Raw genomic sequence first — 21,134 nt, forward strand, 5'->3', positions numbered from 1 at the left:
CGGTCAGAGCGTCTCGACGATCTCTCGCACCCCAAGGACAACCACCATGAAGGGTACAAGCACGCCTCTTGTCGCGGCCGCACTCGCGGTCGCACTCACCTCCACCGCCGGCGCGGCACTCGCAGCGCCCACCTCCGTTCCCTCGCAGCGCAGCTGGGCAGTCACCGCAGGTGAGCAGACGGAACTCGCCACTGGCCTCCTCGGCCCCCTCCGGGTCGCGATCGGTCGCGGCAACACCGCCTACGTGTCGCAGAACTTCGGCGGACAGCTCACCAGCGTGGACCGCAACGGAGCCCTTGCCACGCTCGTCGACAGGCCCGGCATCGAGGTCGGCGGCGTCTCCACGAACCACGGTGAGGTGTACTTCACCGAGAGCGCCGGCGGACCGGGTTCTCCGGACCCGTTCGTCGCGAACGTCAGCGTCCTCGAGAAAGGCACGGTCCGCATCCTCGCCGACCTCGCCGCGCTGGAGACCGCCAACAACTACGACGGCGCCAGTTCCTACGGTTTCCAGGACCTCACCCCGGAATGCGCGGGCCTGATCGCGCCGGAGCTCGCCCCTCTCGCGCTGCCGCATGGAGGAGAGACGTACTCGCACCCGTATGCGACGGCGGTGTCGAACTCCGGACGCTACGTACATGTGGCCGATGCCGGGGCGAACGCGGTCTTCACCGTGGACACGCGCCGCAATACGGTGAGCGCAACGGTCCTCGAGCCTGTGGTGACGGTCATCACCGAGCAACTGTTCACCTCCCTGGCGGAACAGGGAATCGTCCTGCCCGAGTGCGTGCTCGGCGCCACGTTCAACAGTGAGCCTGTTCCCACCGACCTCGAACTCGGTACGGACGGCCTCCTGTACCTGACGTCGCTCCCGGGAGTGCCGGAGGATCCCACGCTCGGATCGGTGCGCCGGCTCGACCCGGCGACGGGGGCCGTGGAGGTCATCGCGTCCGGCCTCACGTCGCCCACCGGGCTGGCCCTGGACCGACGGGGCAACATCTTCGTCGCCGAACTCTTCGCGGGCAGGATCTCGGTCATTGCTGCGGGGACCACCGAGGCTGTTCCCCTCCTGGAGGCGGTGCTGCCGGCCGACGTCGAGATCGACGGCAAGTACCTGTACGCCACCACCAATGCCCTGCCGAGCGGTCCCGAGCCGGCTCCTCCGGCCGGCGTCCTGCTGCGCACGCGCCTGGACTACAGCCGGCAGTAGCCCGATCACGACGACGCCGTGTCCCCGGCCGGGGCACGGCGTCGTCGTGTGTGGACATGCCGGGCCGGTCGTACCTGCGGTCCAGCCGGGCGCAGCCATGCCCGCCGACCGCCTGCCGTCCTGGCCGTCCAGATGGTCGACGAGGTGGTGCGGTACGCGACGGCGGGCAGCCGGGGCCGCTAATCCATCGACGCCAGCAGGGCTTCGCAGGCGCGCTCACACCGGCGGCACGCCTCCGCGCAGACGCGGCAGTGCTCGTGCATCGAGGCATGCTGCGAGCACTCGTCACCGCACGCTCTGCACGCCGTGCGGCAGGCCTCGAGCACGGCCCGCGTCAGGTTCGCGTCGTACCCCGTGTGCCGGGAGAGGATCCGCCCGGTCGTGCTGCAGATGTCCGCGCAGTCGAGATCGGTCCGGATGCACTTCCGCAGGTCGGCCACCATGTCCTCGGCGAGGCAGGCGTCAGCGCAGGCCGTACAGGTCTGTGCGCAGTCGAAGCAGGCATCGATGCACTCTGCGAGCAGGTCGCTGTCGAAGCCGTCCCGGTCCAGTGGGTAGGTGTCGAGCATGGCGCGGGCGTCGGACATGGTGTGCTCCTCGGGTCGGTACTGCGCGAAAGGGACGTGCTGGGACGGATCAGTACTGGGACGGATCAGTGCCGGGACGGATCAGAGCTGGGACGGAAGCGGCGGATGCTGTAGACGATGAAGGCGGCGGCCAGCAGCCCGGAGACCACGAGCCCCGATCCCACACTCCATCCGCCGGGCAGCCACCAACGGTCGTCGAGCGGCCACCACCCCGGCACGGGAGGGTGCACCCCCCACAGGACGCCGAGCAGGATGAGGATGAGTGCGCCCGTGAAACTGAGCACGATGTTGCGGGTGCTCTTCACTCCCTGGGCTGCTGCCGCGAAGGCCTTCCGCTTGACGGGCCGCAGCCAGCGCCGCGCCCACTCGTACTGCTGTGCGAGGACGGCGAGGCCGGCAACGAGGGCCAGCAGCCCCGGGCCGGGCAGCACGAGGGCGGCGAGGCCGACCAGCACCAGCAGCCAGCCGACCACCAGCCCGATGATGCGGCTGGCACCGTGGGGCCGCGTGCGGCCCGCGAACACTGCACCGTGCGGACGGCGTTGTCGAGGAGGCCGAGCCATCAATAATTCCTCAGTAGGCTTCGCATTCCACTATCGTTGAACCGATCGACGCTGGTGGCAACACCCGGCCGCATCAGGACCGGGCCCTTGCCTTCGGGCCGAAATCGCGGGACCAGGCGCAGCCGACGCGGCGTCACCACCAGCAGGACCAGGGACTTCCCGCACATCGCGGGCACAGAGAAGGAGATTGACATGATCGGATTCATCCTCGCCGGCCTCATCATCGGCGCCCTTGCGCGCCTCATCAAGCCGGGCAAGCAGAACCTCGGCCTGCTCGCCACACTGCTGCTCGGCCTCGTCGGTTCCGTCATCGGCGGCGCCATCGCGAGCCTGCTCGGCACCGGCAACATGTGGGAACTGAACATCCTCGGGTTCATCGTCTCGGTCATCGCGGCAGTGCTGCTGATCGGCGTCGCGGAGAGCGTCGCGGGTCGCCGTCACGTGAGGCGCTAGGACTTCCCGGCATCGGAAGGGGCGGCTTCGGCCGCCCCTTCCGCATGTCCGGGCCTTGTCGTCAGCGCCTTCCGTGCACCGTGCGCCCGACGGCGGCACGCCTGCGCCGTCCCGCTCGTTCTCCCAGTACACGCGCCCATCCTCCTCCCAGCGTGCAGGTGTAGCGTTGACGCCAGATGGGGCAGAGATTCGTTCGGAAGGCTCAATCATGAACAAGAACTGGCGCTGGCTCCCCGCCGGCATCGTCCCGGTCGTCATCGTCACTGCTGCCGTGAGCGGTTCCGCCGTCGCCGAGGCCCAACCGCAGCTCCCCGCCAAAACCGCGCAGGAACTGCTCGAATTCGTGGCCACCAGTTCGGACGACGCCTATTCCGGCACCGTCGAGCAGTCCTCCAACCTCGGCCTCCCCGACATCGGACTCGCCACTCCCCCGGGTGGCACGTCCAGCTCGGACCCCACCTCCACCGCGCTCGAGCTGCTCACCGGCGAGCACACCGCGCAGGTCTACGTCGACGGACCGGACCGGGCACGCGTCCAGGTGCTCGACCAGCTGGCCCAGCGCGACGTCGTCGTGAACCAGGACGAGGTCTGGTTCTACGACTCCGCGGCCAAGGAAGCGACGCATGCCGTACTGCCCGACAGGGACGCCGCGAAGGCACAGCTGGAGGCGACGCTCCAGGAGAAGGCCGCCGAGTACCCCGAGCTGCAGGACGTCCCCCGCACTCCGGCCGAGCTCGCCCAGGTGTTCCTCGCGACGATCGACCCGAGCACCGAGGTGACCGTCGACGGCACCAGCCGTGTCGCGGGCCGCGGCGCCTACGAGCTCCTGCTGACACCCGAGGACGAGGCCACGCTGATCGGCTCGATCGCCGTCGCGGTCGACTCCGAGACCGGTGTCCCCCTCAGCGTCACCGTACAGGCGAAAGGCCAGGAGGAAGCAGCCTTCTCGGCCGGCTTCAGCGACGTGGACTTCAGCACTCCTGACGCCGACACCTTCGACTTCGTTCCCCCGGCCGACGCCACCGTCACCGAGGCCCCGACCGCCGACGAGGCGAAGGCGCGCGTCGACGCGAAGGACGAGCCTGCCCCCTCCGAGGAGCCCGTCGTGATCGGCGAGGGCTGGAGCACCATCGTGGAGCTGCCCGCCGGCACCGCGTCGACGCTCGGGCTGGACCTCGGCACCGGCGAAGCGGCCGGCATGGGCGACATCATGGACATCAAACCCGGCATGGACCCGGAGGAGGTCGCGGGAGCCCAGGCGATGCTGGAGCAGGCCCTCACCGACGTCGACGGTGGGCATGCCCTGCAGACGTCGCTCGTCTCGGTGCTCATCACGGACGACGGCCGGATCCTCGCAGGCGCCGTCAGCGCCGACCAGCTCGTCGCCGCCTCCCAGCGGTGATCCATGACGTACCACCGCAGACCCGTACCGATGGTGCGGGTCTGCCGGTGAGCACCGGCGAGTTCGCGATCGAGACGCACGGCCTGATCAAGGTCTTCGGCAAGCAGAAGGCCGTCAACGGCGTCGACCTCGCCGTCCCGCGGGGATCGGTCTTCGGCTTCCTCGGCCCCAACGGGTCGGGGAAGACCACCACCATCCGGGTGCTCCTCGGGCTGGCCGCCGCGTCCAGCGGGAGGATCCGCCTGCTCGACGGCGAGATGCCGAAGGACGCGCGCGCCGTCCTGCCGCGTGTCGGAGCCCTTGTCGAGGGTCCCGCCATCTATCCGTTCCTCTCGGGACGGGCGAACCTCCAGCGGTTCGACGCCGCGGACCGACACACCGATCCCGCGACACGCAACAGGCGCGTGGACGCCGCCCTCGACCGCGTGGGCCTCAGCCACGCGGCAAAGAAGCGTGCGCACGCCTACTCGCTCGGCATGAAGCAGCGCCTCGGCATCGCCAACGCGCTGCTCGCACCGCGGGACCTGCTGATCCTCGACGAGCCCACCAACGGCCTCGACCCGCAGGGTACCCGCGAGGTCCGCGGCCTCATCCGGTCCCTGTCCGACGACGGCACCACCATCTTCGTCTCCAGCCACCTCCTCGCCGAGGTGGAGCAGATGTGCACCGGGATCGCCGTGATGAGTGCCGGCCGCCTCGTGGCGCAGGGCTCGCTCGACGACCTCCGATCCGAGGGCACCTCCCGCGTGCGGGTCACCACGCCCGACTACGCCGACGCCCATCACGTCCTCACAGGACTGGGGCTCACCCCCGAGCTCCACGGGCGGGACGACGTCATCACGGCCGAACTGTCCGTGCCCGGCCTCCAGCCCGAGACCGTCAACGCCGCCCTGGTGCGGGCCGACGTGCGTGTGCGCGGCTTCGAGGCCAGCGGCGCCTCGCTCGAAGACCGCTTCGTCGCACTCACCGGAGAGGGGTTCGACGTTGCCGGCTGAATCCGCAGTAGCCCGCCCCCGTGCCGGAGGCTCCCTCGGGCTCACGTTCGTGCTCTCGGAGATCTCGGTGCTGTTCCGCAGGCTCCGCACCTGGGCGATGATCGGTGCTCTGGCGCTGATCCCGATCCTCATCGCCGTCGTCGTCCGGGTCTCGTCCGACGGCTCCGGGAGCGGACGCGGACCCGCGTTCCTCGACAGCATCACGCAGAACGGCCTGTTCGTCTCGCTGACCGCACTCACCGTGGCCATCCCGCTGTTCCTGCCGCTGACCATCGGCGTCGTCGCCGGTGACACCATCGCGGGCGAGGCGAACCTGGGGACGCTGCGTTACCTGCTTGTGGCGCCCGCCGGGCGCATCCGCCTCCTGCTCGTGAAGTATGCGGGGGCGGCGCTGTTCTGTCTCGTGGCGACCCTCACCGTCGTCATCACGGGCGCCATCATCGGGGCGCTGCTGTTCCCGGTAGGGCCGGTGACGCTGCTGTCCGGCGACACCGTGGGCATCCCCGGCTATTTCGTGCGGTTGCTGCTGCTCGCGCTCTACGTGACGCTGTCCCTGATGGGGCTCAGTGCGATCGGGCTGTTCATCTCGACGCTGACCACCATCCCGGTCGGCGCGATGGCGGCGACGGCCGCGCTGGCCGCCGTCGCGCAGATCCTCGGCGCCCTTCCGCAGCTCGAGTGGCTGCACCCCTGGCTGTTCACCAACTACTGGCTGGGGTTCGCGGACCTGCTGCGGCAGCCGATCGTCTGGAACTCCTTCGCGGACAACGCCCTGCTGCAGTTCGGCTACATCGCGGTCTTCGGGACGCTGGCCTACGGGCGGTTCAGCACGAAGGACATCCTGAGCTGAGGGCCAGCACCGACAAAGGCCTCCGAGGGCGTGCCGGCGGCCTTCACCACGTCCTCCTCGGCGGGACGCCGTTCCTAGTTCACCCGCCGTCGTCCGACCCAGGCGAGCAGGCCGGTGACCGCGGACTCGAGCACTCCCCGCACGTCTGCAGGTGTCTCGTCCCGTGAGGCGTCGGGCCGGTCCAACCCGACCCACTCGCGCAGCTCGCACTCGCTGACGGCGCGGATGGCCTGACCCGCGCCGATGTGCTGGAGCGCCTTCCTCTCCTTGGCGGTACCCGGTGTCAGGAATGCCCTGCGTCGGCCGGCATCCTGCTGTCCGACGACGAGCATCGTGGTCCTCTTGGTCACGTTGGCGGCAGGCGTCGCGCCGCGGTCCGCGATCAGGTTCATCGCGTCCTGCCGCGTCAGGGTGGCGAGGTCCCCGGTGAACGCCACCTCCTGACCGAAGAGGGGGTTCGACGGGTCGGCCTGATGGTTCGCTCGCGGCAGTCCGGCAGGGGCAGTGCTGGCCGCGGAGCGGTAGGAGCGGACCGATGCCTGCTGGGCCGGTGGCCAGAGCAGGTCGAGCGAGTGGAGTGCGTGTCGTCGCGCGATCGCTACGACGGCGGCCGCGCAGATCTCGGCGTCGCTCCCGGCATCATGGTGCTGGAAAGCCCCCAGGCCGAGGGCCTTCGCGACGTGCGGGAGCTTGTGCTGCTCGAGATCGAGGAGGCGACGGGCGAGGTCGACGGAGCAGTGGAAGGTGGTGTCGGGAACTGTGAGTCCTGACTCCACGCACGCACCGCGCAGGACGGAACGGTCGAAGGACGCGTTGTGCGCGACGAATCGGTCGTCGCCGGCGAAGTCCAGAATGCGTTGCAGGCTCTCGGGCCACCCCGGAGCAGTGCGGACGTCAGCAGGGCGGATGCCGTGCACCTGGATATTGCGTGGCGCGAACTCGCCGACGGAGCGCGGGGGCTTGATCAGCCACGCCGCCCTGTCGACGACGACGCCGTTGCTCACCTTCGCCAGGCCGACGGCGCAGACCGAGCCCCGCTTGCTGTTCGCGGTCTCGAAGTCGATCGCGGTGAAGTCGAGACCCTGCACTGTTCCCCCTGAAGCTGTCGCCGCTCGTTCCGCGACCCTCTCCAGCCTAACGGGAGCCTGCCCGCCCACCGATCGGCGGCGCGCCTCGAGCTCTCCGTCGCGGTTCCCGTGCCGGTGCGGAAATGCTGTGGCAATCCTGCCGGCAATCGGCGCCCTGACCGGCCTCATCACTGCACTTCGCCCGGTAGATTCGTCCTACCCGGGCGAGGCTCAGCTCGCCCGGGTCTCAGGCTCGGGGGGAATCGCATGGCGTCGGGAAGCGGACCATGAGCGCGGCTGTCCCACTCGACGACGACGTCGCCTACGTCGAACCGGCGACGCTCGGCCTGCTCAAGCGGCGTGTCCCCGGTCAGTCGGTCATGGAGCAGCTGCTCGACGTCCACGGCACGAAGGACACGCGCGGACTGCTGGCCCGGGTGTTCGGCGTCCGTCCGCTGGCTCCCGACAGCCGGCCCTGGTACTGGGGAGCACTCGGCGAACGCTCCGTGGGTCGCACCCTCGCATCCCTGGGACCCGAGTGGACGGTCCTGCACGCCGTCCCGGTCGGTGAGAAGTCCTCGGACATCGACCACGTGGTCATTGGGCCGACGGGCATCTTCACGATCAACACGAAACGCCATCCCGGCCAGGATGTCTGGACCGCGAAGGGCACCTTCCTGGTCGCCGGGACGCGCTACCCCTACATCCGGAACTCGGAGCATGAGGCGGCACGGGCAGGGAAGCTGCTGTCCGCCGCCGTCCTGAACTCCGTGTCGGTATCGGCCGCGATCGTGGTCGTCGGGGCTCGGCAGGTCACCGTGAAGGAGAAGCACCGGTCTGTGTCGGTGGTTTCCGAGAACCAGCTCCTGCGGTGGCTCACCCGACGGCCGGTGGTCCACACCGGGCAGCAGGTCGCCCTCCTCTCGGCTGCCGCAGCACAGCCCTCGACCTGGCGGCGCACAGCACCTGCGCTGCGCGACCCGGCCGACGTCGTCGGGCCCTTCGAAGCGCTGGACCGGCTGGTGGACCAGGCACGACGACGACGGATCGGCTGGCTCCTTGCCGTGCCCGCGGCATTCGTCGCCTCGGCGGCGGGCGTCCTGCCACCCTTCTGAGCTGCCGCTCCCTCGCCTCGCAGCGCCACCTACTCCCTGTACCGGAAGAATCCATGCTCCACTTCCCCTCGAAGAACAGCGCAGCCCATACGGCGGATCCCGCGGACGTGACCCGCCTGCACCAGCTCCTGGGCGATCACGTCTGGGCCTTCAGCAACTGCCGCGTCGACGCACCGGGTCTGCCGGTCGCCGAGGTGGACTGGCTCTTCTACAACTCGACCAACGGGACCTTCATCCTCAGCGAGTGGAAGCGGTTCCCTGCCGCGGTGGTCCGCGTGAAGGATGCCGGCGAAGCGTGGACGCTGGGAAATCAGTCCGTGGTGCCGAATCCCCTCGAGCAGGTGGGCAAGCAACTCGACGCCGTCCGTCGCGCTCTTCGGCTGAATATCTGCAGGGAGCATTTCCCGTCGGCCGACCAGCACTCCATCAACCTGTATCCGACCGTGTACTCCCCTCAGGTGAATGAGGCCACGCGGCGGGAGCGGTTGCGGTACGGCGTGGTGCACGGGTCGCTCGACGACGTCGCCCTCATGGTCGAGCGCAGGGCCGTCACTGTTCCCCTGATCGCTGCCGGTGGCAGTGCGCAGGTCGCTCTCGCCGAGGCGCTGGCCGAGCTCTTCCGGTGCTCGATCAGCCAGGCGGTGCGTAGGAGGATCGCTCCGCCCGCTCCCGTACCACCGAGTCCTCAGGTGAGGATCGCGGCCATCTACCGCGAACTGGCCGCGCTCCATCTCGAACTCGCAGCGCTGGTCGACGAGGGGCTTGTTGCGCCATCAGGCACGCAGGCGCCGGAACTTCTGGCCAGTCCGTCGACAGCAACGTCGGTGGTTCCTTTCAAGGTGCCGGCAGCAGCCCCGATCGCTGCACCCGAGTCACCGGCAGTAGCGATGGCTAGTGCGCCCCTCAAGCAGAAAGCAGCACCACCTGTCGCCGAGCCGGCCAAAAAGACTCCGTCGGTCAATGGACACCTGCAGCGTCACGTCCTGAAGCACGTCCCGCCGTCAGCCGGTCCCGAACACGTGCGGGCGGCCTTCCTCGCGGCGCTTCAGGACGGCCACCTGCGCAAGAGCGGGGTGCACGTCGGTCAGTTCGGCGGCTATGTGGGGTTGCTCCTCGACGGTGGCAGGAAACTGGCAGACCTACGGCTGGGCAGCCTCGAGAAGTGGTGCCTGACCCAGGCAACTGCGGCCGGCATAGCTGCAGTGAAGGACCCGACTGCTCCGTCCATCGTCCGACTGGGAAAACCGGCACAGACATAAACGAGCGCCCTGCGGGTGCCCTACAGCTCCGGCGCCCGCTTCGCCCACCCCGTCGCCTGCTCGAACGCATACGCGACCTGCAGCAGTTCGACGTCGCTGCCGTGCGGCATCGCGAGCTGCAGCCCGACCGGCAGGCCGTCCTCGCTGAAGCCGGCAGGCACCGACACCGCGGGCAGCCCGGTCGCCGAGATCAGGCAGGCCGAACGCATCCAGTCCAGGTACGTCTCGAACTCCACGCCGTTGACCGACGTCGGATACCGCTCGGTTGCGTCGAACGGAAGCACCTGCGCCGTCGGACTGGCGAAGACGTCGTACTTCCCGAAGTAGCGCCGCACGCTCGTGTCGAGCCGGGTCCGGGCGAGGGCGGCATCGACCATGTCCTGCGCCGTCAGCTGCAACCCCTGCTCCACATTCCAGCGGATCTCGGGTTTGATCGCATCGCCGTGCTTCTGCACGAGCTCACCGAGGCCGAGCACGAAGTCGAAGGCGCGCGTCGTACCGAACACCTGGTCGGCGTCGCGCAGGTCCGGCGCGGCCTCCTCGACGATCGCGCCGAGGTCGGCGAAGACCTGCAGCTGTCCCTCGAGGACCCGCAGTACCTCGCGATCCACCGGCACGCCCACCCCGAAATCGGGTGACCAGCCGATGCGTAGCCCGGTCAGGTCCCGCTGCAGCGGGGCGGCGAACGAGCCCGACACGGGGTAGGCGTACGGAACCGCCGGGTCGGCGCCGGCGATCGCCGTCATTCCCAGCGCGATGTCCTCGACATCACGAGCCATCAGCCCGTTGCGGCCGAGCCATGCCCAGGCGTTGCGCGTCGGCACGGCCGGGACGACGCCGATCGACGGGCGGTACCCGACCACGTTGCAGAACGACGCGGGGATCCGCAACGAGCCGCCCATGTCGCTGCCGTCGCCGAGCGGCTGGATGCGTGCCGCGATCGATGCCGCCACTCCCCCGCTGCTGCCGCCGGCACTGCGCGTGGTGTCGTACGGATTGACCGTCGTCCCGAAGACCTCGTTGAAGGTGTGCGAGCCGGCGGCGAACTCCGGCACGTTCGTCTTGCCCGTCGTCACCACACCGGCGCTCTTCAGGTGGCCGATGATCACGTCGTCGAACGTCGGCACGAAGTCCCGGAAGATCGGTGACCCCTGCGTCGTGCGCAGTCCCCTGGTGTTGTGCGTGTCCTTGTGTGTCATCGGCAGACCGTGCAGCGGCGGGAGGTCGGCGCTCGACGCCGTCAGGTCATCGGCAGCGTCCGCGCGCGCTGCGGCGCCCTCGCGGTCCTCGGTGATGACGGCGTTGATCGGGCCGTTGACGGCGTCGATCCGGTCGAAGTGCGCCTCGAGCGCCTCGCGTGCGGACACCTCCCGACGGCGGATGGCCCCCGTCAGCTCGACGGCGGACAGGTCGGAGAGTGCAGCGGTCACGCGGTGGTCCCGACCTTCGACAGCAGGGCCGTCATGGCGGCCCGGACTCCGGTGGAGAGCGTGGGCTCGATCGCCGGCGCGAAGTACGGCGAGTGGTTGCCGGGAACGGGGTCGTCGCCGTCGAGCAGTTCCTGCGGGTGTCCGCCGAAGAACCAGTAGACGCTCGGTACACCGATGGCCTCGGCCAGGAGTCCGAAGTCCTCGCTGCCCATCACCGGCGGGGCCTCGATGACGGCGTCCTCCCCGAGCACCTCGCCGAGGACGGCCATCAGATCCTCCGTCGAGGCAGGGTCGTTGTAGCACTGGGGGAAGTTGGTGATCTGCTCGATCACCGGCTCCGGTGCTCCCGACGCCGCGGCCTCCGCGCTGATGATCCGCCGCAGCGAGCCGAGGACGCGCTCGCGCACGTCGACGTCGAACGTCCGCACGTTGAGTGTGAACTCCGCCGACGCCGGGATGATGTTCTCCTTCAGCCCGCCGTGGAAGGTGCCGATCGTGACGACCGCGGACTTCATGGGGTGCACCTCGCGCGAGACGATCGTCTGGAGGCGCACCACCATGTGGGCGCCGAGGACGATCGGGTCGATCGACTGCTCGGGCTGCGAGCCGTGCGCCTGCTTGCCGTGTACGGTCACCTTCCAGGAGTCGGCCATCGCCATGGCGGTGCCCTTGCTGATGTTCACGGTGCCGGCGAGTCCCGGCCACACATGCTGCCCGTAGATGATCGACGGCTTCGGTGCCTTGTCCCACAGGCCGTCCTCGACCATCGCCTCCGCGCCCTCGCCGGTCTCCTCGCCGGGCTGGAAGATGAAGACCACGGTGCCGGACCATGCCTCGCGGCTCTCTGCCAGCAGCTGGGCGGCGGTGAGGCCCACGGTCATGTGGGTGTCGTGGCCGCAGCCGTGCATCACGGGGACATCGGTGCCGTCGGCGAGGTTGCCCGCCGTCGTGCTGGCGTAGGCGAGGCCGGTGTCCTCGGCGATGGGCAGGCCGTCCGTGTCCGCGCGGTAGCCGACCACCGGGCCGTCGCCGTTGCGCAGGATCCCGACGACGCCGGTGCCCCCGCACATGAAGGTCTCCAGCCCGAGGTGGTTCAGTTTCTCGAGGATGAACGCCGCCGTGTGCGTCTCCTGCATGGAGAGCTCGGGGTGGGCGTGGAGGTGCTGGTACAGCTCGTGCATCGCGGTGGTGTCGGCGTCGGAGAGGTCGAAGACGGCGGTGTCGATGGTCATGGTGTCCTTTCGGGCGGGTCTGTCTGGAGCCTAGTTGACGAGGGTGGTGGGGGTTGGGGTCGCCTTGCGCGAGCGGAGGAACCAGGCCAGCACGGCGGTGATCAGGACGACGACGCCGGTGGCCGGCTTGGCGAGTACCGGGACCGCCGGCACCAGGACGAAGAGCACCACCACGGCGACGACGACGGCGATCACGGTCACGCGGGGCTGCTTCATGGTGACGATCAGCTGGACGAGGACGCCGCCGATGATCGCCGGGAAGATGTAGAGCCGCGCGACGTCGACGATGTCGGTGGGGATGATGCTGACCAGCCAGGTCCCGAGGATCCCGACGAACAGCAGCATCGAGACGACGTGGACCATCGCCGCGCCGCAGATGGCCATGAGTGCCGCGAACTCGCCCCGCTTGGTGCCGGCTTTCGCTCCGACGGCCGCCTGTGCCACCAGGGCCGAGGGCAGGAGCTTGTTGGCGATGTTGCCGATCATGAAGGCCTGGTACATCGCGGCCGGCCCGAGCACCGGGTAGTAGGTGATGGGCTCCACGAACCAGAGCACGAAGAACGCTGCGGCGACGGCGAGATAGGCCGTCCAGATCATCCCGGCAGTGATGCCCAGGTCCGTGAAGAAGACGAGGTACAGGGGCGCGGCGAGGGAGAGGAGGAGGGCGGTGCCCATGGTGAACTGGCCCCAGAGGGAGGTGGTGCGGTCGAATTCGGCGAGCGATCCGGAGGAGGTGACGGCAGTATCTGCAGCAGACATGGTGGTTCCTTTCGGGTGAGGTACTGCCTAGGCGGCGGGGGCCATGCCGGAGGTGTGGGCGATGTACGCGGCGAACAGCCCGACGATGATCGAGATGCCGAGCCCCCACTCCCTCAGCCAGGTCGCGGAAGTCCTGTTCGCGAGGACGATGCACACGGCCATGGTGATGGCCGAGACGATGACCGACAGGATGTGGACCGGTGTCTTGCCGAGTTCGGCGATACCGAGGCTTGCGAAGGCCCCGATGAGGGCGGCCGCCGGCACGATGGCCATCAGGGCGGGATTGACCCGCCGCAGCTTCGTGTCACCCCTGCGCAGGATAGGCGTCAGCACGAGGGTCGCCAGCATCCAGCCGGCACCGGAGAGACTCATGGCCATGAATGCCACCACGAACACCGCCTGCGTGTAGTCCGGCCCGCCGAGGGTGGCGCCCATGGTGCCGGCGGCGAGGCTCGCGGAGGCCGATTCGGTGGCGGCCGAGCCGACGAGGCCGATCCGCACCAGCACGGCCGGTGTGCCGAACAGCGTGAGGAGGGCGATGCTGACTAGTACCACGGCCAGCGACGGCCCGATCGCGGCGATGGCACCGGCCCGGAAGGATGTCCGCAGTTCGTCAGCGGAGATGTCGGCCGCGGGTCCGGCCTTCTTCGCGGCCCTCATGTAGATCAGCGACTGGACGATGATGGCCGCGAATACCCCGAGGGCGAGGATCCAGAGGACGGGCAGGTTGGCGATCGCAAGGATGTCCGTGGACAGTCCCTCGGGAGTCAGTGCAGTTTTCATGGAAACTCCGGTCGGCAGGGCGGGTGGGGGTCGAAGAGCCGGTCAGTCGGTCGGTCGGGTGTCGGTGCCGTCGAGCCGGCGGAGGGTCGCGACGAGCGCGCTCACGCCGGTGGCGATGTCCTCCGTACTGCTCCACTCCTCCGGGCAATGGCTCTTGCCGTTCTTGGAGGGAATGAAGATCATGCCCATGGGTGCGAGGGAGGCCATGTGCACGGCGTCGTGCGTCGCACCGCTGGGAATCGGCATCCACGGCAGTCCGAGGGCGTCGGCGGCTGCGCCGGCCACGTCCTGCACGCCCCGGTCCGCCTGGACCACGGCGTTGTCGGTCGACCACTCGAAGCCGACGTCGACGCCGAGGTCGGTCGCCTTCGCGGCGATCTCGGCGGTGAGGCGTCCCTTGACGCCGGACAGCCAGGACGAGTCGACGCTGCGGACCTCGCTGTACATGCGGACGAGGGACGGCACCACGTTCGGTGACCGGGATTCCGATTCCACGCGCGTCGAGGTCGCGACGCCATGGGTGGGCGCCCCGCAGCCTTCGGCGCGCACCGCGAGGACGGCCTCGGCGGCGGCGATCATCGCGTCCCGGCGGTCCTCCATGGAGGTGGTCCCGGCGTGGTCCGCGGAGCCCGCGAAGGTGGCGATGAAGCGCTCGATCCCGGTGATCGCGGTGACGACGCCCAGCGGCAACCCACGCTTCTCGAGGGTGGGGCCCTGTTCGATGTGCAGTTCGACGAAGGCGTGCAGCGGTCGCTTCGCCCAGGGCACGTCGGAGAGCGTCGACGGATCGAGACCGAAGTCGGTGTACGCCCGGCCGAGGCTCACGCCGCGGTAGTCCCGCCGTTCGAGGTCCTCCGGCGTCATCTCCTGGGCTGCGCACCGGCTGCCCAGGCAGCTGAGGCCGAAGACGTTGGATTCCTCCCCGAGGAAATCGACGACCAGCAGGTCCCGCTGGAGCTGCGTCCCGGATTCCTGCAGGAGCCGTGCGGCCTCGATGGACCCGAGGACACCGACGATGCCGTCGAACCGTCCACCGCCGTCGACGGTGTCCGTGTGCGATCCCGTGACCAGCGCCGGGGCGGACGGTTCGCGGCCTGCGAGACGGCCCACGATGTTGCCGGCGGCATCGACATGCACCTCCAGCCCGACCTGGCGCATGCGGTCCGCGGTCCAGGTCCGGGAGGCCCGGTAGGGCTCGCTGAACACCTCCCGGGTCCAGCCGGGACGGTCGCCGTCGGTGAAACCGGACAGTGCGGTGACGCCGGTGCCGAGTCGTTCGAGGGTCTCGAGTGAGGTGGACTGGAGCATGGGATCCTGTCATTCGCGCAAACGATTGCGTTCCGCATCGGGGAGGGACGATCGCGGAAGTATGGTGTACATCACACTACGGGCGGGTGGTTTCGTCAATGTTTCCGCACTGTGAAAGCTGCGGGACGGGGTACCACTCGCGCAAACCTTTGCGTGCCCCCTGCACCTGCTGTCCGGGGAGCCCGGGGCCCCTAGACTCGAGGCAATGAAGGACGAACCCATCACCGGCCCGACGTCCGGTCGATCGCGCCCCGTGACGCTCGCGACCGTGGCACGGCATGCGCAGGTGCATGTGTCCACGGCATCACGTGCGCTGAGCGACGATCCGGCCGGGGTGGGTGCGGATACGGTCCGGCGCGTTCGGGAGCTGGCTGCCGTGCTCGGGTACCGGCGCGACGTCGGCGCGGCGGGACTCAGGACCGGATCGTCCCGCCTGATCGGCGTCCTCGTCCCCCGCCTCACCGATCTCGTGCTCGCGTCCATCTACGAGAGCATCGACGCCGCGGCCAGCGCTGCCGGCTACGGGACGGTCGTCGCCAACACCCTCGACGATCCGGATCACCGACGGACCCGTCTCGACGCGATGCTCTCGCGGAGGATCGACGGCGTCATCATCGGCGATTCACACATCGGTGACACGGCAGCGCATGAGTTGCGGCGCCGGGGCGTCCCCTACGTCCTCGTCATGCGGAAACTCGAGGGCCACCTGTCCGTCACCACGGACGACCACCGCGGTGGGCACCTCGCGGCCGAGCACCTCCTGGCTCTCGGTCACCGTCGGGTGGGAGTCATCGCCGGGGACCAGTTGGCGAGCACGGGCCGCGAGCGGACCCTCGGATTTCGCAGGGCCTTCGAGTCCGCCGGCTATCCGCTGCCGGACGCCTACGTCGTCGAGTCGGCGTTCAGCACGCCCTCGGGGCTGGAGGCGGGTCGGCAGCTCATGCAGTTGCCGGAGCCCCCCACGGCCATCTTCGCCGTGCACGACCTCCTCGCCCTCGGCGCGATGGGAGCCATCCGCGACGCCGGGAAACGGGTCGGCGACGACGTCGCGCTGGTCGGCTACAACGATCTCGACCTCGCAGCGACGCTCCCGGTCCCGCTGACCTCCATCCGCTCCGACCTGCAGCGGATGGGCACCCTCAGCGTCGACGCACTGCTGCGGGGGTTCAAGGGGGAGACCGCTTCGAGCGTCCTGTTGCAGCCGGAGCTGATCGTCCGGGCCACCACGCCGCAGTTGCGTTCCTAGGCGAGCCTTGGCGGCCTGTTCACCTCCCTGCCCAGCGGAGGCAACCCGCCCGTGACTCCCCCTCGGCAGCGTGGAACCGACACCACTGCTGCCCGACGAGGAGCCATCCGTGAAAGCAATCGTCCGCGCCATCTCCGTCCTGCTGTCCGCCGTCCTGGTCACCGGCGCCGCGAAGCCAGCCGTCGAGGACTTCCCCGCCACGGTCGACGGCGGCGCCTGGCCCGCCGGGCACGTCCAGGGGATCGCCGTCGACACCGAGAACGAGGTCGTCTACTACTCCTTCACCTCGATGCTGGTGAAGACCGACCTCGACGGCACCGTCCTCGGCACCGTCACGGGATTCACCGGCCACCTCGGGGACCTCGACTTCAACGAGAAGGACGGCCGCGTCTACGGATCGCTGGAGTACAAGGCGGCCGAGTCCTTCTACATCGCCATCTTCGACGTCGACCGCATCACCGGGATGGACATGGACGCCGAGACGGACGGCATCGTCACGGCCGTCTACCTCGACGAGGTGGTGCAGGACTTCACCGCGGATCTGGACGGCAACGGCGTCTTCGACGGCGACATCGCCGACACCCCGGACCACCGCTACGGCAGCAGCGGGATCGACGGTGTCTCCTTCGGCCCGGCATTCGGCCGCAAGAACGGCAGGCAGCTGCTCACGGTCGCCTACGGCGTGTACTCGAACACCGAACGCACGGACAACGACCACCAGGTGCTCCTGCAGTACGACGTCACACGGTGGAAGAAGTACGAGCAGCCGCTCACCCAGGCCGCCCCCCACACCTCCGGCCCGGCGACCACCGACGGCAAGTACTTCGTCCACACCGGCAACACCACCTACGGCGTGCAGAACCTGAACTACGACGCCTTCACCCACACCTGGCTCCTCGGCGTCTACAAGGGCGTGAAGGAGCAGTTCCCCAACTACTCGCTCTACGCTATCGACGGCTCGTCACGACCTGAACGAGGCATGATCGAGGGCCAGCCGACGCGCGAGGAAGGCCTGCTCCTCCCCCTCCTCCAGCAGGGCCTCTCCCACGAGCCCACCGGAATCCGGGGCTGGAACTTCACCGCCGACGTCGGACTCGAGTCCCTTGGCAACGGCTACTTCTACATCGCCACCCAGGGCCGGGTCGTCGACGACGGCGTCACGAAGCAGACCGCCGTGCTGGACCTGTACCGGTGGACCGGGGCTGCTTCGTCACCCTTCGAACCCGTGGCCCGGTAGGCCGGGCCGGCCGGGCACCGGTCCACGATCACCCTTCCCACCGCATACCGCGCTTTCCCGGCCCGACGACGTGGTCCTCGATCTGGCGACCCCGGGCGGAAATGGTACAGAATGCGATCATGGACATCACTGACAACGGACCGAACCCGAACGCGTTCGACATCGAGAGTGCAACGACGGCGAACACCGATTACCGTCGCGTCGCCTGGACGGGGAAGCACCTGCAGGTGACGCTCATGTCGATCGAGCCGGGCAATGCGATCGGCCTCGAGGTGCACCACGGCACCGACCAGTTCCTGCGCGTCGATGCCGGGAAGGGCCGCGTCACGATGGGGCCCTCGAAGGACAACCTCTCGTACCAGCAGGACGTCGAGGACGGCTGGAGCATCCAGGTGCCCGCCGGCACCTGGCACGACGTCGAGAACACCGGGGACGAACCCCTGCGCCTCTACGCCGTCTACGCACCCACGCACCATGCCCAGGGCATCGTGCAGGCGACGGCGGACGACGCCGAGAAGGACGAGGAGCAGGGACGCGACGAGCCGCCGTCGTGGGTCGAGGAAGTCGACGACAAGGGCGAGGAGAGCGCCTGACCACCGTCGCTCCCGGTCCGGTTCCGCAACCGAACCGGGTACGACGACGGGGATCAGGAACGGGGAGCGTCGCTCCCAGCCTGCGCCTGGACGCGGCAGTTCAGGACGGCGATCAGCGTGGCCGCGTCGGCAGGGACCGCCGGGTCGTACCCGGTGAGCTGATGGACCCGTGCCAGCCGGTTGAGCACCGTGTTGCGGTGGCAGTACAGCTGCTGCGCAGCCAGGGAGACCGATCCGGAGTTCACGTAGGCGAGGAGGGTCTCGACGAGGCGTTCCCCCTCCGCCGCCGGGATGCGCGCCAGCGGCCCGAGGACCTCGTCGGCGAGCACCGCACCGAACCCGCCGAGCCGTGCAGCAGCCACCGGGCCCCAGGCCTGCCGGATCGACTGGTGGCCCGGCGCCGTGAAGTCCAGCACCGCCACGGCCTCGAGGGCCACGCGGACCATCGTCGGGACCTCCGCCAGGGACCCCGCGACGGGCGCGACGAAGCACCGGAGGCCGGTCAGCCAGGCCGGCACGGCGACCGTCGCCCGACCCGACGGCGGACGCCGGTCCTCGAGGACGAGGATGAGCGCTCCGTCGCGCTCGTGCAGGTAGTCCTCTGCCTGTGCCCGGGCGATGCCGGCCCTGAACTCCCTGCGCGCACTCTCCGCCCCCACCGCGACGACGAACGATCCCTGCGGAGACACGCCCAGCGCCCGGGCGGCCTGCCCGAGCAGTTGCGGGTCCCGACCGTCGGAGGACAGCAGCCTCGACAGCAGGAAGGCCCGCTGCTGTTCCTTCTCGTGGGCCATCGACGCGAGTTCGTCCATGTATCCGGCGTGCACACGGGTCACATGGAACTCGACGGCTTCCCACACCCGCACCGCATCGTGCGTGAAATCGGACAGGGACTCGGCCGGGACCCTGCCGAGCATCTCGGTCCACAGGATGCGGAAGTCCATCCGCACGGCCCGCAGCAGTGATTCGAGGGGTACACCCTGGCTCGCCCTGCGGTGGCCGAGCGCGTCCGACATGAGCGCCAGGCGCTCCGGAACCGGCAGCCCGCCGACCATCCTCAGCAGCAGCTCCATCGAGGCGACGGCCGTGTCCCGCAGGTCCTGGTCCTGGACGGGCGAGCCCGCGTACCCCTCGATGTCCTGCACGTCGATCAGGAACCGTTCGGCGATTCCGTCGATGTCCGCGAGGCAGCTGGTCACCACGTCGGACAGGACTGACCGCCCGGTTGCCGAGGAGTCACTGTTCTTGGGCATTTGCCCATCCTAGGGCTGGAGTCCGTGCCATCCCTCCATTGTGGGCGCCGGTGACGGAGACCACACTGGTAGGAATCGAACAGCTCCACCCACTCGAGGGAACACCATGCTCGACCTCAAGATCATCAACGCCCAGCTCTTCACACTCAGCGATACCCGCCCGACCGCGCAGTCGATGGGCATCCTCAACGGGCTCATCGTCGGGTTCGACGACGACGTCTCCGGCCTCCCGGCCCGGCGGACGATCGACGCGGACCAGGCCGTCGTCGTCCCCGGTTTTGGAGATTCCCACAACCACATGGCGTGGTTCGGGCAGTCACTGCAGGAGCTCGACCTCAGCGGCTGCCGCACCCTCGACGAGGTGTCCGCAGCGGTGCGGGATGCCGCAGCGATCCTCGACGAGGGTCAGTGGCTCGTCGGGTCCGGGTACGACGACACCGTCCTCGGCGCCCATCCCCACCGCACGCTGCTGGACGCCGCAGCCCCGGGACGCCCGGTCTGGCTGAAGCACCGTTCCGGCCACATGTGCTCGGTGAACTCCCTCGCCCTCGAGCTGGCCGGCGTCCTCGACGGCACGGCCGCGACGCCGGAAGGCGGGAAGGTGGTGACGGACGCCGACGGCCCGACGGGCCTGCTGGAGGAACGGGCCCAGCAGCTCGTCACCGCACTCGTGCTGCCGTATCCCGTCGCGGACCTGGCGGACGCCGTCGCAGGGGCCAGCGAGGTGTACGCGTCCGAGGGCCTGACGCATGTGGTGGAAGCGGGCATCGGCGGCGGACTGATCGGGCGCAGCCCCGTCGAACTCGCCGCCTATGCGCTCGCACGCCGGCAGGGCGGACTGCGGACGCGCGTCCAGCTCATGGTCGCCAGCGACGCCCTCCATCCGGTCACGGCGCACGACGACGACGGCATCACCTTCGGCCTGGACCTCGGCATCGCCACGGGCTTCGGGGACGACACCGTCCGGATCGGCCCGATGAAGATCTTCGTGGACGGGTCCCTGATCGGGCGCACCGCTGCCGTGACCGAACCGTTCTGCGACCACGCCCACGGTACCGGCGACTTCCAGCTCTCGATCGAGGAACTGACCCGCCGGATCGTCTCGGCACACTGCTCGGGCTGGACCGTCGCCGCGCACGCCATCGGGGACTCCGCCGTCGACGTCGCCCTCGACGCCTTCGCGGCAGCCCAGCAGCAGCAACCCCGGCCCGGCGTCCGCCACCGGATCGAACACGCGGGCATGGTCCGCCCCGACCAGCTCGACCGGTTCGTGGAGCTCGGCATCACGCCCGTCCCGCAACCGCGCTTCCTGTACGAGGTCGGCGACACCATGGCCGCCGCCGTCGGGCGCGAGCGCGAGCCGTGGGTCTACCGCCATCGATCCTTCCTCGAGCGGGGCGTGCGTGTCCCGGGCAGCTCCGACCGCCCGGTCGCGACCGGCGCCCCCCTGCTCGGCATGCAGTCCATGGTGCAGCGGACCACGTCGTCGGGTGCCGTCATCGCTCCCGAGGAGCGCGTCGACGCCGAGACCGCCCTGCGCGCGTACACCGTGGACGCCGCGTGGGCCGCCGGCGAGGAGGACCGCCGGGGCACCCTCGAGGCGGGCAAGCTCGCCGACCTCGTCGTCCTCTCCGACCACCCCGCCCGCGTCGACCCGGACCGGATCGGCGCCATCACCGTCCTCGCCACCCTCGTGGGCGGCGAGTGCGTCTTCGGCGACGGATTCCTCACCCCCCGGACGGTCGTCCCCGTCCCTGCCACCGCCCCGCTCCCCTCCGACCAGGAAGTATGA

The 21,134-nt window shown here is 69.4% G+C and carries 20 protein-coding genes; 11 read left to right on the plus strand and 9 right to left on the minus strand.

The window, feature by feature from the left end; genetic code table 11:
- Positions 1-46: 46 nt before the first annotated feature.
- Positions 47-1,210 carry a ScyD/ScyE family protein gene (locus tag AC0Z9V_RS11005; protein WP_485141499.1) on the plus strand — a complete coding sequence of 388 codons (1,164 nt, stop codon included), beginning with the start codon at positions 47-49 and terminating at the stop codon, positions 1,208-1,210.
- Positions 1,211-1,389: 179 nt separating this feature from the next.
- On the opposite strand, the gene AC0Z9V_RS11010 is transcribed toward AC0Z9V_RS11005, so the two are convergent.
- The gene (locus AC0Z9V_RS11010) at positions 1,390-1,797 is read right to left on the minus strand and encodes a four-helix bundle copper-binding protein (RefSeq protein ID WP_485141500.1); all 408 of its coding nucleotides are present in this window, start codon (positions 1,795-1,797) and stop codon (positions 1,390-1,392) included.
- A gap of 65 nt (positions 1,798-1,862) precedes the next feature.
- Positions 1,863-2,360 (minus strand): PGPGW domain-containing protein, encoded by a 498-nt coding sequence (locus AC0Z9V_RS11015; protein WP_485141501.1) that lies wholly within the window; start codon positions 2,358-2,360, stop codon positions 1,863-1,865.
- A 192-nt stretch (positions 2,361-2,552) separates the two neighbouring features.
- Here AC0Z9V_RS11015 and AC0Z9V_RS11020 point away from each other — a divergent pair, with 192 nt between their 5' ends.
- The 4 genes from AC0Z9V_RS11020 (at position 2,553) to AC0Z9V_RS11035 (ending at position 6,060) form a co-directional block, all read left to right on the plus strand.
- Positions 2,553-2,813 (plus strand): GlsB/YeaQ/YmgE family stress response membrane protein, encoded by a 261-nt coding sequence (locus AC0Z9V_RS11020; RefSeq protein WP_133082632.1) that lies wholly within the window; start codon positions 2,553-2,555, stop codon positions 2,811-2,813.
- A 208-nt stretch (positions 2,814-3,021) separates the two neighbouring features.
- On the plus strand, positions 3,022-4,215 hold the full coding sequence (locus tag AC0Z9V_RS11025) for a LolA family protein (protein WP_485141502.1): 1,194 nt from the start codon (positions 3,022-3,024) through the stop codon (positions 4,213-4,215).
- A 47-nt stretch (positions 4,216-4,262) separates the two neighbouring features.
- Positions 4,263-5,210 carry an ABC transporter ATP-binding protein gene (locus tag AC0Z9V_RS11030; protein WP_485141503.1) on the plus strand — a complete coding sequence of 316 codons (948 nt, stop codon included), beginning with the start codon at positions 4,263-4,265 and terminating at the stop codon, positions 5,208-5,210.
- Positions 5,200-6,060: an ABC transporter permease gene (locus tag AC0Z9V_RS11035; RefSeq protein ID WP_485141504.1), complete on the plus strand. Its 861-nt coding sequence runs from the start codon at positions 5,200-5,202 to the stop codon at positions 6,058-6,060. Before AC0Z9V_RS11030 ends, AC0Z9V_RS11035 begins: the two co-directional genes overlap by 11 nt.
- Positions 6,061-6,134: 74 nt before the next feature.
- Here the strand turns inward: AC0Z9V_RS11035 and AC0Z9V_RS11040 are convergent, their stop codons facing one another.
- A complete protein-coding gene (locus AC0Z9V_RS11040; RefSeq protein WP_485141505.1) occupies positions 6,135-7,148 on the minus strand; it encodes an exonuclease domain-containing protein in 1,014 nt (337 codons plus the stop codon).
- 266 nt (positions 7,149-7,414) lie between these two features.
- On the opposite strand from AC0Z9V_RS11040, the gene AC0Z9V_RS11045 reads away from it, so the two are divergent.
- Together AC0Z9V_RS11045 and AC0Z9V_RS11050 are read left to right on the plus strand one after the other, a co-directional pair.
- Positions 7,415-8,242 (plus strand): nuclease-related domain-containing protein, encoded by an 828-nt coding sequence (locus AC0Z9V_RS11045; RefSeq protein WP_133082629.1) that lies wholly within the window; start codon positions 7,415-7,417, stop codon positions 8,240-8,242.
- Between the two features lie 53 nt (positions 8,243-8,295).
- Positions 8,296-9,501 (plus strand): hypothetical protein, encoded by a 1,206-nt coding sequence (locus tag AC0Z9V_RS11050; protein ID WP_485141506.1) that lies wholly within the window; start codon positions 8,296-8,298, stop codon positions 9,499-9,501.
- Between the two features lie 20 nt (positions 9,502-9,521).
- Here the strand turns inward: AC0Z9V_RS11050 and AC0Z9V_RS11055 are convergent, their stop codons facing one another.
- From AC0Z9V_RS11055 to AC0Z9V_RS11075, 5 genes are read right to left on the minus strand one after another with little or no spacing between them, the layout of a single operon-like run.
- Entirely contained in the window at positions 9,522-10,931 is a 1,410-nt protein-coding gene (locus AC0Z9V_RS11055) for an amidase (protein WP_485141507.1), read from the minus strand.
- Positions 10,928-12,163 (minus strand): amidohydrolase, encoded by a 1,236-nt coding sequence (locus tag AC0Z9V_RS11060; protein WP_485141508.1) that lies wholly within the window; start codon positions 12,161-12,163, stop codon positions 10,928-10,930. Before AC0Z9V_RS11060 ends, AC0Z9V_RS11055 begins: the two co-directional genes overlap by 4 nt.
- Before the next feature lie 30 nt (positions 12,164-12,193).
- Entirely contained in the window at positions 12,194-12,922 is a 729-nt protein-coding gene (locus AC0Z9V_RS11065) for a hypothetical protein (protein WP_485141509.1), read from the minus strand.
- A gap of 27 nt (positions 12,923-12,949) precedes the next feature.
- On the minus strand, positions 12,950-13,705 hold the full coding sequence (locus AC0Z9V_RS11070) for a DUF5058 family protein (RefSeq protein WP_485141510.1): 756 nt from the start codon (positions 13,703-13,705) through the stop codon (positions 12,950-12,952).
- 42 nt (positions 13,706-13,747) lie between these two features.
- Positions 13,748-15,013, minus strand: coding sequence for a M20 family metallo-hydrolase (locus AC0Z9V_RS11075; RefSeq protein ID WP_485141511.1), 1,266 nt, complete (start codon positions 15,011-15,013; stop codon positions 13,748-13,750).
- A 205-nt stretch (positions 15,014-15,218) separates the two neighbouring features.
- Here AC0Z9V_RS11075 and AC0Z9V_RS11080 point away from each other — a divergent pair, with 205 nt between their 5' ends.
- The 3 genes from AC0Z9V_RS11080 (at position 15,219) to AC0Z9V_RS11090 (ending at position 18,089) form a co-directional block, all read left to right on the plus strand.
- Complete coding sequence (locus AC0Z9V_RS11080; RefSeq protein WP_485141512.1) at positions 15,219-16,259, plus strand: LacI family DNA-binding transcriptional regulator; 1,041 nt, start codon at positions 15,219-15,221, stop codon at positions 16,257-16,259.
- Between the two features lie 109 nt (positions 16,260-16,368).
- Positions 16,369-17,496 carry a hypothetical protein gene (locus AC0Z9V_RS11085; protein WP_485141513.1) on the plus strand — a complete coding sequence of 376 codons (1,128 nt, stop codon included), beginning with the start codon at positions 16,369-16,371 and terminating at the stop codon, positions 17,494-17,496.
- A gap of 119 nt (positions 17,497-17,615) precedes the next feature.
- Positions 17,616-18,089, plus strand: a complete 474-nt coding sequence (locus AC0Z9V_RS11090; RefSeq protein ID WP_485141514.1) for a cupin domain-containing protein — start codon at positions 17,616-17,618, stop codon at positions 18,087-18,089.
- 53 nt (positions 18,090-18,142) lie between these two features.
- Here the strand turns inward: AC0Z9V_RS11090 and AC0Z9V_RS11095 are convergent, their stop codons facing one another.
- The gene (locus AC0Z9V_RS11095; protein ID WP_485141515.1) at positions 18,143-19,342 is read right to left on the minus strand and encodes a PucR family transcriptional regulator; all 1,200 of its coding nucleotides are present in this window, start codon (positions 19,340-19,342) and stop codon (positions 18,143-18,145) included.
- 106 nt (positions 19,343-19,448) lie between these two features.
- Between AC0Z9V_RS11095 and AC0Z9V_RS11100 the strand changes: the two genes are divergently transcribed.
- The gene (locus tag AC0Z9V_RS11100) at positions 19,449-21,134 is read left to right on the plus strand and encodes an amidohydrolase (RefSeq protein WP_485141516.1); all 1,686 of its coding nucleotides are present in this window, start codon (positions 19,449-19,451) and stop codon (positions 21,132-21,134) included.

The sequence above is a fragment of the Arthrobacter sp. UYP4 genome (assembly GCF_057291175.1).

Coding starts and splice junctions, on each gene's coding strand:
- AC0Z9V_RS11005 (WP_485141499.1), top strand. CDS start 47: ATGAAGGGTACAAGCACGCCTCTTGTCGCGGCCGCACTCGCGGTCGCA.
- AC0Z9V_RS11010 (WP_485141500.1), bottom strand. CDS start 1,797: ATGTCCGACGCCCGCGCCATGCTCGACACCTACCCACTGGACCGGGAC.
- AC0Z9V_RS11015 (WP_485141501.1), bottom strand. CDS start 2,360: ATGGCTCGGCCTCCTCGACAACGCCGTCCGCACGGTGCAGTGTTCGCG.
- AC0Z9V_RS11020 (WP_133082632.1), top strand. CDS start 2,553: ATGATCGGATTCATCCTCGCCGGCCTCATCATCGGCGCCCTTGCGCGC.
- AC0Z9V_RS11025 (WP_485141502.1), top strand. CDS start 3,022: ATGAACAAGAACTGGCGCTGGCTCCCCGCCGGCATCGTCCCGGTCGTC.
- AC0Z9V_RS11045 (WP_133082629.1), top strand. CDS start 7,415: ATGAGCGCGGCTGTCCCACTCGACGACGACGTCGCCTACGTCGAACCG.
- AC0Z9V_RS11050 (WP_485141506.1), top strand. CDS start 8,296: ATGCTCCACTTCCCCTCGAAGAACAGCGCAGCCCATACGGCGGATCCC.
- AC0Z9V_RS11060 (WP_485141508.1), bottom strand. CDS start 12,163: ATGACCATCGACACCGCCGTCTTCGACCTCTCCGACGCCGACACCACC.
- AC0Z9V_RS11065 (WP_485141509.1), bottom strand. CDS start 12,922: ATGTCTGCTGCAGATACTGCCGTCACCTCCTCCGGATCGCTCGCCGAA.
- AC0Z9V_RS11070 (WP_485141510.1), bottom strand. CDS start 13,705: ATGAAAACTGCACTGACTCCCGAGGGACTGTCCACGGACATCCTTGCG.
- AC0Z9V_RS11075 (WP_485141511.1), bottom strand. CDS start 15,013: ATGCTCCAGTCCACCTCACTCGAGACCCTCGAACGACTCGGCACCGGC.
- AC0Z9V_RS11080 (WP_485141512.1), top strand. CDS start 15,219: ATGAAGGACGAACCCATCACCGGCCCGACGTCCGGTCGATCGCGCCCC.
- AC0Z9V_RS11090 (WP_485141514.1), top strand. CDS start 17,616: ATGGACATCACTGACAACGGACCGAACCCGAACGCGTTCGACATCGAG.
- AC0Z9V_RS11095 (WP_485141515.1), bottom strand. CDS start 19,342: ATGCCCAAGAACAGTGACTCCTCGGCAACCGGGCGGTCAGTCCTGTCC.
- AC0Z9V_RS11100 (WP_485141516.1), top strand. CDS start 19,449: ATGCTCGACCTCAAGATCATCAACGCCCAGCTCTTCACACTCAGCGAT.